General features: G+C 72.8%; 12 protein-coding genes, 1 pseudogene and 1 riboswitch. Of the genes and pseudogenes, 3 read left to right on the forward strand and 10 right to left on the reverse strand.

Going from position 1 to position 12,496, the window contains the following annotated elements:
• The first annotated feature begins 18 nt into the window (after positions 1-18).
• Both ACFYOJ_RS09410 and ACFYOJ_RS09415 read left to right on the forward strand, forming a co-directional pair.
• Positions 19-639: a hypothetical protein gene (locus tag ACFYOJ_RS09410; RefSeq protein WP_356556855.1), complete on the forward strand. Its 621-nt coding sequence runs from the start codon at positions 19-21 to the stop codon at positions 637-639.
• A 431-nt stretch (positions 640-1,070) separates the two neighbouring features.
• Positions 1,071-2,933 carry an AAA family ATPase gene (locus ACFYOJ_RS09415; protein ID WP_356556856.1) on the forward strand — a complete coding sequence of 621 codons (1,863 nt, stop codon included), beginning with the start codon at positions 1,071-1,073 and terminating at the stop codon, positions 2,931-2,933.
• 96 nt (positions 2,934-3,029) lie between these two features.
• Here the strand turns inward: ACFYOJ_RS09415 and ACFYOJ_RS09420 are convergent, their stop codons facing one another.
• The 9 genes from ACFYOJ_RS09420 to ACFYOJ_RS09460 all read right to left on the reverse strand — a co-directional run bounded on the left by ACFYOJ_RS09420 (position 3,030) and on the right by ACFYOJ_RS09460 (position 10,512).
• Positions 3,030-4,109: a hemolysin family protein gene (locus ACFYOJ_RS09420; RefSeq protein WP_356556857.1), complete on the reverse strand. Its 1,080-nt coding sequence runs from the start codon at positions 4,107-4,109 to the stop codon at positions 3,030-3,032.
• Positions 4,106-5,437: a hemolysin family protein gene (locus ACFYOJ_RS09425; RefSeq protein WP_356556858.1), complete on the reverse strand. Its 1,332-nt coding sequence runs from the start codon at positions 5,435-5,437 to the stop codon at positions 4,106-4,108. Before ACFYOJ_RS09425 ends, ACFYOJ_RS09420 begins: the two co-directional genes overlap by 4 nt.
• A 279-nt stretch (positions 5,438-5,716) precedes the next feature.
• Positions 5,717-6,196, reverse strand: coding sequence for a PH domain-containing protein (locus ACFYOJ_RS09430; protein ID WP_356556859.1), 480 nt, complete (start codon positions 6,194-6,196; stop codon positions 5,717-5,719).
• Positions 6,197-6,261: 65 nt separating this feature from the next.
• Positions 6,262-7,110 carry an ATP phosphoribosyltransferase gene (gene hisG / locus ACFYOJ_RS09435; RefSeq protein WP_356556860.1) on the reverse strand — a complete coding sequence of 283 codons (849 nt, stop codon included), beginning with the start codon at positions 7,108-7,110 and terminating at the stop codon, positions 6,262-6,264.
• A 49-nt stretch (positions 7,111-7,159) separates the two neighbouring features.
• A complete protein-coding gene (locus ACFYOJ_RS09440) occupies positions 7,160-7,432 on the reverse strand; it encodes a phosphoribosyl-ATP diphosphatase (RefSeq protein ID WP_059299784.1) in 273 nt (90 codons plus the stop codon).
• A gap of 34 nt (positions 7,433-7,466) precedes the next feature.
• Positions 7,467-7,952 carry a 6,7-dimethyl-8-ribityllumazine synthase gene (ribH, locus tag ACFYOJ_RS09445; protein ID WP_077797805.1) on the reverse strand — a complete coding sequence of 162 codons (486 nt, stop codon included), beginning with the start codon at positions 7,950-7,952 and terminating at the stop codon, positions 7,467-7,469.
• Between the two features lie 30 nt (positions 7,953-7,982).
• Positions 7,983-9,272 (reverse strand): bifunctional 3,4-dihydroxy-2-butanone-4-phosphate synthase/GTP cyclohydrolase II, encoded by a 1,290-nt coding sequence (locus ACFYOJ_RS09450; RefSeq protein ID WP_356556861.1) that lies wholly within the window; start codon positions 9,270-9,272, stop codon positions 7,983-7,985.
• On the reverse strand, positions 9,269-9,913 hold the full coding sequence (locus tag ACFYOJ_RS09455; RefSeq protein WP_356556862.1) for a nicotinamide mononucleotide transporter family protein: 645 nt from the start codon (positions 9,911-9,913) through the stop codon (positions 9,269-9,271). Before ACFYOJ_RS09455 ends, ACFYOJ_RS09450 begins: the two co-directional genes overlap by 4 nt.
• Positions 9,910-10,512, reverse strand: a complete 603-nt coding sequence (locus ACFYOJ_RS09460) for a riboflavin synthase (protein ID WP_356556863.1) — start codon at positions 10,510-10,512, stop codon at positions 9,910-9,912. The genes ACFYOJ_RS09455 and ACFYOJ_RS09460 overlap by 4 nt, the downstream gene beginning before the upstream one ends.
• Before the next feature lie 149 nt (positions 10,513-10,661).
• Positions 10,662-10,792: riboswitch (FMN riboswitch) on the reverse strand.
• A 61-nt stretch (positions 10,793-10,853) separates the two neighbouring features.
• Here ACFYOJ_RS09460 and ACFYOJ_RS09465 point away from each other — a divergent pair.
• Positions 10,854-11,176, forward strand: a pseudogene (locus ACFYOJ_RS09465) (hypothetical protein); the annotation flags it as partial.
• Positions 11,177-11,233: 57 nt separating this feature from the next.
• Here ACFYOJ_RS09465 and ACFYOJ_RS09470 read toward each other — a convergent pair.
• Positions 11,234-12,427 carry an ROK family transcriptional regulator gene (locus ACFYOJ_RS09470; RefSeq protein WP_356556864.1) on the reverse strand — a complete coding sequence of 398 codons (1,194 nt, stop codon included), beginning with the start codon at positions 12,425-12,427 and terminating at the stop codon, positions 11,234-11,236.
• Between the last annotated feature and the right edge of the window lie 69 nt (positions 12,428-12,496).

The following is a 12,496-nucleotide window of genomic DNA, read 5'->3' on the forward strand; positions in this document are numbered from 1 at the left end:
CCCCGCCCAGGACTCGCCATGCACGGCCTCGCCGCCCGGATCCGCCGGCTGCCCCCCTCCTGCGGGCCCGTGCGCCTCGTCGGCGTGGACGGACACGCGGGGTCCGGGAAGTCGACGTTCACCGGGCGGCTGGCCGTCGCGCTGGGCGGTGCGCCGGTGCTGCACCTCGACGACGTGGCCAGCCACGACGAGCTGTTCGACTGGACGGCACGTCTGACGGACCAGGTGCTCGGGCCCCTGCGGCACGGCGGCACCGCGCGGTACGCGCCCTACGACTGGCGGGCCCGGCGCTTCACCGCGCCCCGGGCACTGCCGCCCGCACCGGTCGTCCTGGTCGAGGGGGTCGGTGCCGGACGCCGGGCCCTGCGCCCGCATCTGGCCCTGCTGCTCTGGATGGAGCTGGAGCCCGAGGAGGCGTGGAGCCGCGGCAGGGCGCGCGACGGGGCGGAACAGCGGACCTTCTGGGACGAGTGGATCCCGGCGGAGCGCCGGCACTTCGCCGACGACCCCACGCGCCCCTTCGCGCACCTGCTGGTACGGCAGAGGGACCAGGGGTACGAGGTGCTGCCGGGGCCCGCGGGAAACGCAGGCCCGGGCGCGTCCCTCACGCAGGGTGACGGACCTTCCGCATTGTGTTGATTCCGTGAAGACGGCTTCCCCGCGACGCGCCACAGTGCCCCAACTTCGCTTGACCCCGGGGTCGTACAGGTCTTACGTTCTCAATGTGCGGTGATTCCGAGCCGCCCGTGAGCACGAAGCCCCCGGTTGTTCCCCCGTGACCGGGGGCTTCGTTCTGCCCTCATTCCTCGCTTTCCGGACGCTCCACGGCATGGCGCACTCACGCTGGGTCACCGCCCCGTCTGCGCCCCCTCCGCCTCCACCTCGGCAAACGGCCCTTCCCGGCACCTTCGGCGGGAACACGGCCGCGGGTACGATGCCCCTCGGTGCGACCTGCGTACGACTGTTGCACGCACCTTGCAACTCCGGCCGTACGCAGAGCGGTTGGAGTACGGGCCGACGGGTGACGACCCGGCGGCGTACCGACGGGGGCACGGTTCGTGGGGGACGTGATGGACTTCGGCACGCAGGGCCCGCAGGCCCCGGCCGACCTCGCCTGGCTGCGCGGCGTGGACGCCTACACGGTGGGGGCCTACCCGCAGGCGGAGGAGGAGTTCCGGGCCGCGGTGCGCATCGACCCCGCGATGGCCGACGCCTGGCTGGGCCTGCACGCGCTGCGCGTCGACACCACGAACGCGCTGCTCAGGATGTTCCGGCACCGCGACCGCTTCGGCGAGCAGCGCACCCGGTACCGTCGTACGCTCAACTCCTGGTACTGGCTGGGCTGGTGGGTCCAGCCCGTGCTGGAGACCACGCGCGACCTGCTGCTCGCGCACGCCTCGCACTGGCTGGACGGACGCCATGTCCCGGAGCTGGACCGCGCGTTGGCCGGGCTGCCGCCGGTGGACACCGACCCCCAGGTGCGTTTTCTGCACGCCTGCCGCGCCTATCTCGTCAAGGACTGGGAACAGCTCGTCCGGCACACCGACCCGCTGACCGGCGACCCGCTGCTCGGCATCGAGGCCGGCCTGTTCGGCGGCATGGCCCGGGTGCGGCTGGAGATGTACGGACAGGCCGAGCCGCTGCTGTCGGCGGCCCTCATGCGGTGCCGCAGCGAGCAGCCGCAGCGCAAGGAGCTGCGGTACTGGCTGGCGCGGGCCCACGAGGGCACGGGCCGCAGTGCCGCGGCGCTGCCCCTGTACCGGGCCGTGCACCGAGTCGACCCGGGCTTCATGGACACCTCGGCGCGGCTGGCGGCGATCTCAGAGGGTGACGGGTACGACGAGGCGGCCGACCTGGCGGGGCCGGCCGCGGCCGGTGCCGGAGCGGACGGCCTGGACGGGCCCGACGGACTCGATCCGTTCCTCGGCGTGGAGGAACGGGGCCTCAAGCTCTCCGATCCGCAGCCGCCGTCCGCCGCACTGCCCTCGCCGACCGGTCCTCCGGTGCGCGAGAGGGCCGCCGCGCCGGGCCCCTCCCTGCCCGCCGGGCCCACGGACCCCGCGTTGCTGGAGGACGCGCTCGCCGAACTGGAGCGCATGGTGGGCCTGGATCCGGTGAAGCGTCAGGTCAAGGCCCTGTCCGCGCAGCTCAACATGGCGCGGCTGCGGGCCGGGCAGGGGCTGCCGGTCCAGCCGCCCAAACGTCACTTCGTCTTCTCGGGCCCCTCCGGCACCGGCAAGACCACCGTGGCCCGCATCCTGGGCCGCGTCTTCTACGCCCTCGGCCTGCTAGGCGGTGACCATCTCGTGGAGGCGCAGCGAGCCGACCTCGTCGGTGAGTACCTGGGCCAGACGGCCGTGAAGGCCAACGAACTGATCGACTCGGCGCTCGGCGGAGTGCTCTTCGTCGACGAGGCGTACTCGCTGTCCAACGCGGGGTACGGCAAGGGCGACGCGTACGGAGACGAGGCGCTGCAGGTGCTGCTGAAGCGGGCGGAGGACAACCGCGATCACCTGGTGGTGATCCTCGCCGGCTATCCGGAGGGCATGGACCGTCTGCTGGCGGCCAACCCCGGGCTGTCGTCCCGGTTCACGACGCGGGTGGACTTCCCGTCGTACCGGCCGCTGGAGCTGACCGCCATCGGGGAGGTGCTCGCCGCGGAGAACGGGGACGTGTGGGACGAGGAGGCGCTCGACGAGCTGCGGTCGATCGCCGGGCACGTGGTCGACCAGGGGTGGATCGACGAGCTGGGGAACGGGCGGTTCCTGCGGACGCTGTACGAGAAGAGCTGCGCGTACCGGGATCTGCGGTTGTCGGGGTACTCGGGGGAGCTGACGCGGGACGATCTGGCGACGTTGCGGTTGCCGGATCTGATGCAGGCGTACGGGGAGGTGCTGTCGGGGCGGGGTCCGCAGGCCCCTCCGGGGGTGTGAGGGGACGGGGCCGGGCGGCGCCGGCGGGTGCCGCCTGCCGAGGCCGGCGACCGGGTGGGTTCTCGCTCGCCCCGCTGGGGGCCGCTGTGGCGGCGGTCAGGTTGCCAGGGCCTGTTCCGGAGTCGTGGGCGGGCGTTGTCCTGTCAGTGGCGGGGGCTCGCGGTGGGCCGGGTCGCGTACTTCGCCCACGAGGAGTTCGAGGACGTCCTCCAGGGCGACCAGGCCCAGCACCTTCCCGGACGCGTCGGCCACCTGGGCGAGGTGGGTCGCGGCGCGGCGCATGACGGTGAGGGCGTCGTCGAGCGGGAGTTCCGGGCGGAGCGTCGTCATCGGGCGCCACAGCCGCTGGGGCACCGCGCGGCCGGAGTCCTCCAGGTCCAGGACGTCCTTGACGTGCAGGTAGCCCATGAAGGCGCCGGTGTCCGCCGCGACCGGGAAGCGCGAGTACCCGGTGCGGGCGGTGAGGCCGACGACCTCCTCCGGGGTGACCGAGGGGCTGACCGTGACCAGGCGGTCGCGTCCGAGGAGTACGTCCGTCACCGGGCGGGAGCCCAGTTCCAGGGCGTCCTCCAGGCGTTCCTGTTCCTCGGGGTCGAGCAGGCCGGCCTGGCCGGCGTCCTCGACCAGCCGGTTGAGCTGCTCACTGGTGAAGACGGCCTCGACCTCGTCCTTCGGCTCGACGCGGAACAGCCGCAGGATGCCCCGGGCGCAGGCGCCGAGGGCGAGGGTGACCGGCTTGCAGAGGCGGGCGAAGGCGACCAGGCCGGGGCTCAGCCACAGGGCGGTCCTCTCCGGGGCGGCCATCGCGAGGTTCTTCGGGACCATCTCGCCGATGACGAGGTGGCAGAAGACGACGGCGGCCAGCGCGACGGCGTAGCCGAGCGGATGGATCATGCCGTGCGGCAGGTGGATCCACGCGAAGACCGGCTCCAGCAGGTGGGCGACCGTGGGTTCGGCGACCGCGCCGAGCGTCAGCGAGCAGACGGTGATGCCGAACTGGGCGGCGGCCATCATCTGCGGCAGCCGTTCCAGCCCGTACAGCACCTGCCGGGCGCGGGCGGTGCCGAGGGGTTCGATCTGGCTGCGGCGTACGGAGACGAGGGCGAACTCGGCGCCGACGAAGAAACCGTTGGCCAGCACGAGCAGTGCGGCGAACAGGAGTTGCAGGGCGCTCACCGGGCGGTCTCCAGCGCGGGGACCGGCGCCGTGCGCACCAGCCGTATCCGTTCGGCACGGTAGTGGCCGACCTGGCGGACCGAGAGCCGCCAGCCGGGCAGTTCGGCGCGGTCGCCGACGGCCGGGATGCGGCCGAGCAGGTCGGCGACCAGGCCGGCCACCGTCTCGTACGGCCCCTCGGGGGCTTCCAGGCCGATGCGGCGCAGGGCGTCGACGCGGCAGCTGCCGTCGGCGTCCCAGGCGGGGTTGCCGTCCTCGGGCGGGGCGGGGGCGAGTTCGGGGACGTCCAGTCCGTCGTGCTCGTCGCGGACCTCGCCGACGATCTCCTCGACGATGTCCTCCAGGGTGACGACGCCGGCGGTGCCGCCGTACTCGTCGACGACGACCGCGATGGGCTGTTCGCTGCGCAGGCGGGTGAGCAGCGGCCGTACCGGGAGGGTCTCGGGGACGAGCAGGGCCGGGCGGGCGATGCGGGCGGCGGGGGTGCGCAGCCGGCCGTGCGCGGGTACCGCGAGGGCGTCCTTGAGGTGGACCATGCCGACGATCTCGTCGATCTTCTCCCGGTAGACGGGGAAGCGGGACAGTCCGGTGGCGCGGGTCAGGTTGACCACGTCCTCGGCGGTGGCCGAGGAGTGCAGGGCGCTGACCTTCACGCGCGGGGTCATGACGTGCTGTGCGGTCAGCCCGCCCAGCGACAGGGTCCGTACGAAGAGGTCGGCGGTGTCCTGTTCGAGGGCGCCGGCGCGGGCGGAGTGCCGGGCGAGGGAGACCAGTTCGCCGGGGGTGCGGGCGGAGGCCAGTTCCTCGGCCGGCTCGACGCCGAGCATGCGCACGAGCCGGTTGGCGACGGTGTTCAGCGCGGCGATCACCGGGCGGAACAGCCGGGCGAAGACGTGCTGCGGGCCGGCGACGAAGCGCGCGACCTGCAACGGCCTGGACACGGCCCAGTTCTTGGGCACCAGCTCGCCGATCACCATCTGCACGGCCGAGGCCAGCAGCATGCCGACGACGACCGCCGCACCGGGCACGGCGCCTTCGGGGACGCCGATCGCGGTGAACGGGCCGTCCAGGAGCCGGGCGAGGGCCGGCTGGGCGAGCATGCCGACGACGAGGGAGGTGAGGGTGATGCCGAGCTGGGTGCCGGAGAGCTGGAAGGACAGCTCCTTGAGGGACTCGACGACCCGGCGGGCTCGCCGGTCGCCGTCGGCGGCGGCCTGTTCGGCGTCCGGCCGTTCGACGGTGACGAGCCCGAACTCGGCCGCGACGAAGAAGCCGTTGGCCAGGATCAGCAGGAACGCGGCTGCCAGGAGCAGCAGGGGGGTGGTCATGTTGCCGCCGCCTGTGCGGGGACGCGCGCCTCGCGGGTGCGGTCCGCGTCATGTCGGCAGGGGGCGGCGCAGATACTGCAGGACGGTCCGTCCATCGCCGGAGGGAGTCACTCCTCGGGTAGCAGGAACCCCCGCGCACCGGGCGGGGCGAAGGGGCGGAGCCGCGACGGCCGCGACTCCGTTCTCAGATTAATCACGGAAAGGGCGTGTGCGGCAGGGCGGACGCCTCCGTGCCGGTGCCCGGCACGCGGCCGGAGGCGTTCCGCCCGGGGTGCGGGGTCAGTCGCGCGGTGCCTCGGGGCCGGTGGCGGAACGGGCGTCCACCAGGGCACGCAGGGCCCGGGCGTCGGCGATGGCGCGCTGCTTGGCGATGCCCGGCTGGATGCCGAGGGCGGGCAGGCTGGTGCCGTCGCTGAGGTCGAGGAACACCCACGGGTCGCCCTGACGGAGGTTGACGCGGAGGATCTCCGGCCATTCCAGACGCCGCACCCTCGTCAGGTTGACGACGGTGACGCCGGTCTCGTCGGCGACGACCTTGGGCCGGGCCAGCAGCAGGAGGACGCCGGCCATGACGAGGGCGGTCAGCGCGAAGCTGATGCGCTCCGCCGGGGCGAGGCCCGGCAGCAGCATGCCGACCGTCGTGACGGTCACCAGGGCGGCGACGGCCAGGACGAGGAGGACGGCGCGGGTGCGGCCCGGCCGGAAGGTGACGGGCAGGGCGGGCAGGTCCGGTCCGGCGCCCGACGGTGCGTCCGACATGGTGGGTGTGCTCCGGGTCATGCTGGAGGAACGACGGTCAGGGGCGGCGGGTCAGCGACCGCGGGTCACAGACGGCAGGCGTGGATGGCCGTGGTCAGGATGGCCCGGGCGCCGATGTCGTACAGGTCGTCCATGATCCGCTGGGCGTCCTTGGAGGGGACCATCGCGCGGACCGCGACCCAGCCCTCGTTGTGCAGCGGGGAGACGGTCGGGGACTCCAGGCCGGGGGTGAGGGCGACGGCCTTCTCCAGCTGCTCGACGCGGCAGTCGTAGTCCATCATCACGTAGGTCCGGGCCACCAGGACGCCCTGGAGGCGGCGCAGGAACTGCTGGACCTTGGGGTCCTCCGCGTCGGCTCCGGTGCGGCGGATCACGACCGCCTCGGACGTCATGATGGGCTCGCCGAAGACCTCCAGGCCGGCGTTGCGCAGCGAGGTGCCGGTCTCGACGACGTCGGCGATGACCTCGGCGACCCCGAGCTCGATGGCGGTCTCGACGGCGCCGTCGAGGTGGACGACGGCGGCGTCGACGCCGTGCTCGGCGAGGTGGCCCGCGACGATGCCCTCGTAGGAGGTGGCGACCGTCCTGCCCTTGAGGTCGTCGATGCCGGTCGCGGTGCCCGGCTTGGCGGCGAAGCGGAAGGTGGAGCGGGCGAAGCCGAGCGGGAGGATCTCCTCGGCGTCGGCGCCGGAGTCGACCAGCAGGTCGCGGCCGGTGATGCCGATGTCGAGCTTCCCGGAGGAGACGTAGATCGCGATGTCGCGGGGGCGGAGGTAGAAGAACTCCACCTCGTTGACCGGGTCGACGATCCGCAGTTCCTTGGACTCGCGGCGCTGCCGGTAGCCGGCCTCATGCAGCATCTCCCCCGCGGGGCCTGACAGGGAACCCTTGTTGGGGACGGCGATGCGCAGCATGAGGTCGGCTTCCTTTGTGTGAAGGGGTGGAGAAGAAGGGGGTCCGGCTCTACAGGTGGGCGTAGACGTCGTCCAGGGAGATGCCGCGGGCGACCATCATCACCTGGACGTGGTACAGCAGCTGGGAGATCTCCTCGGCCGCCGCGTCCTTGCCCTCGTACTCGGCGGCCATCCAGACCTCGGCGGCCTCCTCGACGACCTTCTTGCCGATGGCATGGACCCCCTTGTCCACCAGTTCGGCGGTGCGGGAGGTGGCGGGGTCGCCGCTTGCGGCCTTGTGCTGGAGCTCGGTGAAGAGCTCCTCGAAAGTCTTCTTGGACATGGTGCCGCCCACTTTACGCGTAGTGCCGGGCGGCCTAGCGCCACGGTTCGGATACTGAACGCAGCGTGGCCGCGGTGGCGACGGCCGCGGTGACCGCCTCGTGGCCCTTGTCCTCGCTGGAGCCCTCGAGGCCGGCCCGGTCCAGGGCCTGCTCCTCGGTGTCGCAGGTGAGGACGCCGAAGCCGACGGGGACGCCGGTGTCGACGGATACCTGGACGAGGCCCTGGGTCACGCCCTGGCACACGTAGTCGAAGTGCGGGGTGCCGCCGCGGATGACGACGCCGAGGGCGACGATCGCGTCGTAGCCGCGGCCGGCGAGGACCTTGGCGACCACCGGGAGCTCGAAGCTGCCGGGGACCCTGAGCAGGGTCGGCTCGTCGATCCCCAGCTCGTGCAGGGCGCGCAGGGCGCCGTCCACCAGTCCGTCCATCACCTTGTCGTGCCACAGCGACGCGATGACGGCGACCCTCAGGTCACCCACATTGCGTACGGACAGCTCCGGTGCACCCTTGCCGCTCACGTGTCTCCTCGCTTCTCTGCTCGCCGCTGCTTACTGGTTGCCGCAGGTGGACACGGGCGTGGTGTCCAGCCAGGGCAGGTCGTGTCCCATCCGGTCCCGCTTGGTGCGCAGGTAACGGAGGTTGTGCTCGCCGGCCTGGACCGGCATCGGCTCGCGGCCGGTGACCCGGATGCCGTGCCGTTCGAGCGCGTCGCGCTTGTCGGGGTTGTTGGTCATCAGCCGTACGTCACGCACGCCGAGGTCGGCCAGGATCTGGGCGCCGGCGCCGTAGTCGCGGGCGTCGGCGGGCAGGCCGAGCTCCAGGTTGGCGTCGAGGGTGTCGCGGCCTCGTTCCTGGAGTTCGTAGGCGCGCAGCTTGGACATCAGGCCGATGCCGCGTCCCTCGTGGCCGCGCAGGTAGACCACCACTCCCCTGCCCTCGGCCTGGATGCGGTCCAGGGAGGCGTCGAGCTGGGGGCCGCAGTCGCAGCGCTGGGAGCCGAAGACGTCGCCGGTGAGGCACTCGGAGTGGATACGGACCAGGACGTCCTTCCCGTCGCCGATCTCGCCGTGGACGAGGGCGACGTGCTCGACGCCGTCGACGGTGGAGCGGTAGCCGTACGCGGTGAACTCGCCGTGCCGGGTGGGCAGGTGGACCTCGGCCTCGCGGCGGACGGTGGGCTCGGCGCTGCGGCGGTAGGCGATCAGGTCCTCGATGGAGATGATCGTCAGGCCGTGCTTGCGGGCGAACGGGATCAGCTCGGGCAGGCGCAGCATGCGCCCGTCCTCGCCGGCGATCTCGACGATGGCGCCGGCCGGGCGCAGGCCCGCGAGGCGGGCGAGGTCGACGGCGGCTTCGGTGTGGCCGTTGCGGGCGAGGACGCCGCCGGAGCGGGCGCGCAGCGGGAAGATGTGGCCGGGGCGGACGAGGTCGTCGGGCTCGGCGGTGCCGCCCGCCAGGAGCCGGAGGGTGGTGGCGCGGTCGGAGGCGGAGATGCCGGTGCTGACGCCGTGGGCGGCGGTGGCGTCGACGGAGACGGTGAAGGCGGTCTTCATCGACTCGGTGTTGTCGTCGACCATCTGCGGCAGGCGGAGGCGGTCCAGTTCGTCGCCCTCCATGGGGGCGCAGATCAGGCCGCGGCACTCGCTCATCATGAAGGCGACGATCTCCTCGGTCGCCTTCTCGGCGGCGATGACGAGGTCGCCCTCGTTCTCGCGGTCCTCGTCGTCGACGACGACGACCGGGCGGCCGGCGGCGATGTCGGCGACAGCCTGCTCGACGGGGTCGAGGAACAGGTCCTCGGGGCCGTCGGTGCTGTAGAGGACGGGTGCCGTGCTCATGCGGGCGCTCCTTCCGGGACGGGCCGCGCCGCGGTGCGGGAGCGCAGCCACCAGTCGCGCAGGCCCCACAGGACGAGCGCGCCGTAGACGACGTAGACGAAGCCGGAGAAGGCGAAGCCGTTGGCGAAGTTCAGCGGGACGCCGACCAGGTCGACCAGCAGCCAGGCGAACCAGAACTCGACCATGCCGCGCGCCTGGGCGTACATCGCGACGACGGTGCCGACGAAGATGTACGCGTCCGGCCAGGGATCCCAGGACAGGGTCGGGAAGGCGGTGAACAGGCCGCCGACGGCGAGCGTGCCGAGGGCGGCGACGCCGAGCAGGGCGACGCGTTCGCGCCAGGTGGCGAAGCGGACGGCGATGGAGCCGTCCTGGGTCTGCCGCCGGCCGCGGTTCCACTGCCAGAAGCCCCACGCGGCGACGACCATGACGACGACCTGCTTGCCGGCGCTGCCGGAGAGGTGGGCGGTGGCGAAGGCGGCGAAGAGGATCAGGCCGGAGACGAACTGCACGGGCCAGGTCCAGATCGAGCGCCGCCAGCCGAGTGCGAGGCCGAGCAGGCCGATCACGTTGCCGATCATGTCCGACCACTTGATGTGCTGGCCGAAGAGGACGAACGCCTCGGAGTTGAGCCAGTTCACCGGGTGCCCCCCTGGGTGCCGAGCAGGCGCTCGACGTACTTGGCGATGACGTCCACCTCGAGGTTGACCGGGTCGCCGGGCTGTTTGATGCCGAGCGTGGTCAGGGCGAGGGTGGTGGGGATGAGGCTGACCGTGAAGAAGTCGGGGCCGGCGTCGACGACGGTGAGGCTGATGCCGTCGACGGTGATGGAGCCCTTCTCCACGACGTAGCGGGCGAGGCCTGCGGGCAGGGAGATCTTCACGAGCTCCCAGTGCTCGGAGGGCTTGCGCTCCAGGATCTCGCCGGTGCCGTCGACGTGGCCCTGCACGATGTGTCCGCCGAGGCGGGCGCCGACGGCGGTGGGGCGTTCCAGGTTGACGCGGGAGCCGGTGGTGAGGACGCCCAGGCTGGAGCGGTTCAGGGTCTCCGCCATCACGTCGGCGGTGAACTCGTCGCCCTCGTGGTCGACGACGGTGAGGCAGACGCCGTTGACGGCGATGGAGTCGCCGTGCCGTGCCCCTTCGGTGACCGCGGGGCCGCGCACGCGGAAGCGGCAGGCGTCGTCGAGGGTCTCGACGGCGGTGATCTCGCCCAGTTCTTCGACGATTCCGGTGAACACTTCCCGGGTCCTCCTGCCTCTTCGGGCACGGACTCCGGGGCTGTCGTGAACGACAGGGACCGCGAGCAAGGACACCGGGAACGACGCCGGACGGGCCCACCCGTGACGGGCGGGCCCAGAGATCGGCGGCGCGCACGTGTGCTCGCCCGCCGCGCACTGCCTCCCATCCGGACTTTAACCGTCGGTCCAGGAATTTCACCTGGTCAACCGGTCGCTGGAGGCGACCGGGTCGCGGACTGTAACCGCCGGTTCGGACTTTCACCGACCCCGGAGTGCGCTGCTTCTGGTACAGGGCCAGTCTGCCACGCCCGATCACCCTCCATGCGGCCGGAGCGTGTGGAGTGACTCACAGAGCGTTCCTCCAGCGCGATCCCACCGCGTCCCGGCGGCCCGACCGGGCCGCCGGCCAGGAGAGCTGTCGTCCCGACGGCCTGTACCGGCTCCCTGGCGTCGACGTCCCCTACTGCTCGGGGTACGACGCCGGGGGCCGGGAGAGGATGGGCGCGGACCATCCGCGCCGGGTGATCGGCCACTTCACGGCCTGGCGCACCGGCAAGGACGGCAAGCCGGCCTACCTGGCCTCGGACATCCCCTGGGACAGGGTCTCACCCACATCAACTACGCCTTCGCGCACGCGGACGGCGGCGACAGGCTCTCCGTCGGCCCGGCGCACCGGACGGGCGGCCCCCACCCCCTCGCCCGGACCGCAGAACGTCGCGGGCTACCGCTCCGGCGGCGCGAACAGTTCGTCCTGGGCGCGGTCCCGGGCGGTCAGCAGTGCCCCACGCAGGACGGCGCCGCCGCCCAGTGCGGTGGCCCGCACCTCGGTGGCCAGCGGCGACATCCGGGTGAGGCGGTCCTGGACGCGGGCGGCGAGCGCGTCGGCGCCGGCGCGGCCGACCTCGCCGGCCAGCACCACGCAGCCGGGGTCCAGGACGGAGACGACAGCGGCCGCGCCGAGGGCGACCCGGTCGGCGAGGGCGTCCAGGAAGCGGGCGGCCCCCGGGGCCGTGGCCGACCGGCGCACCGCCTCCCGTACCAGCGCGGCGGCATGCGGCTCGGGCCCCTCGGGCACGGCCGTCACCCCGTGTTCCGCCGCCAGCGCGCTCACCGCCGCCGCACCGGCCACGGAGTGGAACCCGCCGTCGCAGTCGGTGGCCGACGGCAGGCCCGCGGTGCCCGGCACCGGCATGAAGCCGATCTCGCCCGCGCCGCCGGAGACGCCCCGGCGCAGCGTGCCGTCGAGGACGACCGCGGCGCCGATGCCGAGGCCGAGCCAGAGCAGGACGAACGTGTCCCGGCCCCGGGCCGCCCCGTCGCGCTGCTCGGCCAGGGCGGCCAGGTTGGTCTCGTTCTCGACGCCGATCCGCGCCTCGGGGAACCTGTCCTGAAGGGCGGCCGTCAGCCGTCGGTGCCACGCGGGCAGGCCCGTGGAGTCGCGGAGTTCGCCGCTGACCGGGTCGATCAGTCCGGGCGCGCCGATGCCGACGGTGTGCAGCCGGCCGGCGCCCGCCTCCTTCGCCGCCCGCTCGACCAGGCTCACCGCCTGCTCCACCGCGGACCCCGTCCCGGTGTCGTCACCGATCGGCCCGGACACCTCGGCGAGGACGCGGCCGAGCAGGTCGGACACCAGCACGGCGACGCTCTCGGTCCGCACGTCGAGGGCGGCGAGGTACGCGCGGCCGGCGACGATGCCGTACAGCTTGGCGTTGGGGCCGCGGCGCTGCTCGCCCGACTCCCCCACCACCTCGACCAGTCCGGAGGCGATGAGGCGTTCGACGAGGTCGGCGACCGTGGGCCGGGACAGACCGGTCAGCTGCTTCAGCCGCCCCGCCGTCAACGGGCCCTCCTGCTGGAGCAGTCGCAGGGCGAGCCGGTCGTTGATGGCCCGGGCGGTGCTCGGTGATGCGGGCATGCCGGGATCCTTCCAGATCTGCGGTCGCGGGGTCCGCGGAGAATACTCCCTATCTATCAGGCAGGCTTC

The sequence above is a fragment of the Streptomyces sp. NPDC006384 genome (assembly GCF_042870695.1).
GTDB lineage: Bacteria > Actinomycetota > Actinomycetes > Streptomycetales > Streptomycetaceae > Streptomyces.

Coding starts and splice junctions, on each gene's coding strand:
- hisG (WP_356556860.1), bottom strand. CDS start 7,110: ATGCTGCGCATCGCCGTCCCCAACAAGGGTTCCCTGTCAGGCCCCGCG.
- ACFYOJ_RS09450 (WP_356556861.1), bottom strand. CDS start 9,272: ATGAGCACGGCACCCGTCCTCTACAGCACCGACGGCCCCGAGGACCTG.
- ACFYOJ_RS09470 (WP_356556864.1), bottom strand. CDS start 12,427: ATGCCCGCATCACCGAGCACCGCCCGGGCCATCAACGACCGGCTCGCC.
- ACFYOJ_RS09410 (WP_356556855.1), top strand. CDS start 19: ATGCACGGCCTCGCCGCCCGGATCCGCCGGCTGCCCCCCTCCTGCGGG.
- ACFYOJ_RS09415 (WP_356556856.1), top strand. CDS start 1,071: ATGGACTTCGGCACGCAGGGCCCGCAGGCCCCGGCCGACCTCGCCTGG.
- ACFYOJ_RS09430 (WP_356556859.1), bottom strand. CDS start 6,196: ATGTCGGACGCACCGTCGGGCGCCGGACCGGACCTGCCCGCCCTGCCC.
- ACFYOJ_RS09425 (WP_356556858.1), bottom strand. CDS start 5,437: ATGACCACCCCCCTGCTGCTCCTGGCAGCCGCGTTCCTGCTGATCCTG.
- ACFYOJ_RS09440 (WP_059299784.1), bottom strand. CDS start 7,432: ATGTCCAAGAAGACTTTCGAGGAGCTCTTCACCGAGCTCCAGCACAAG.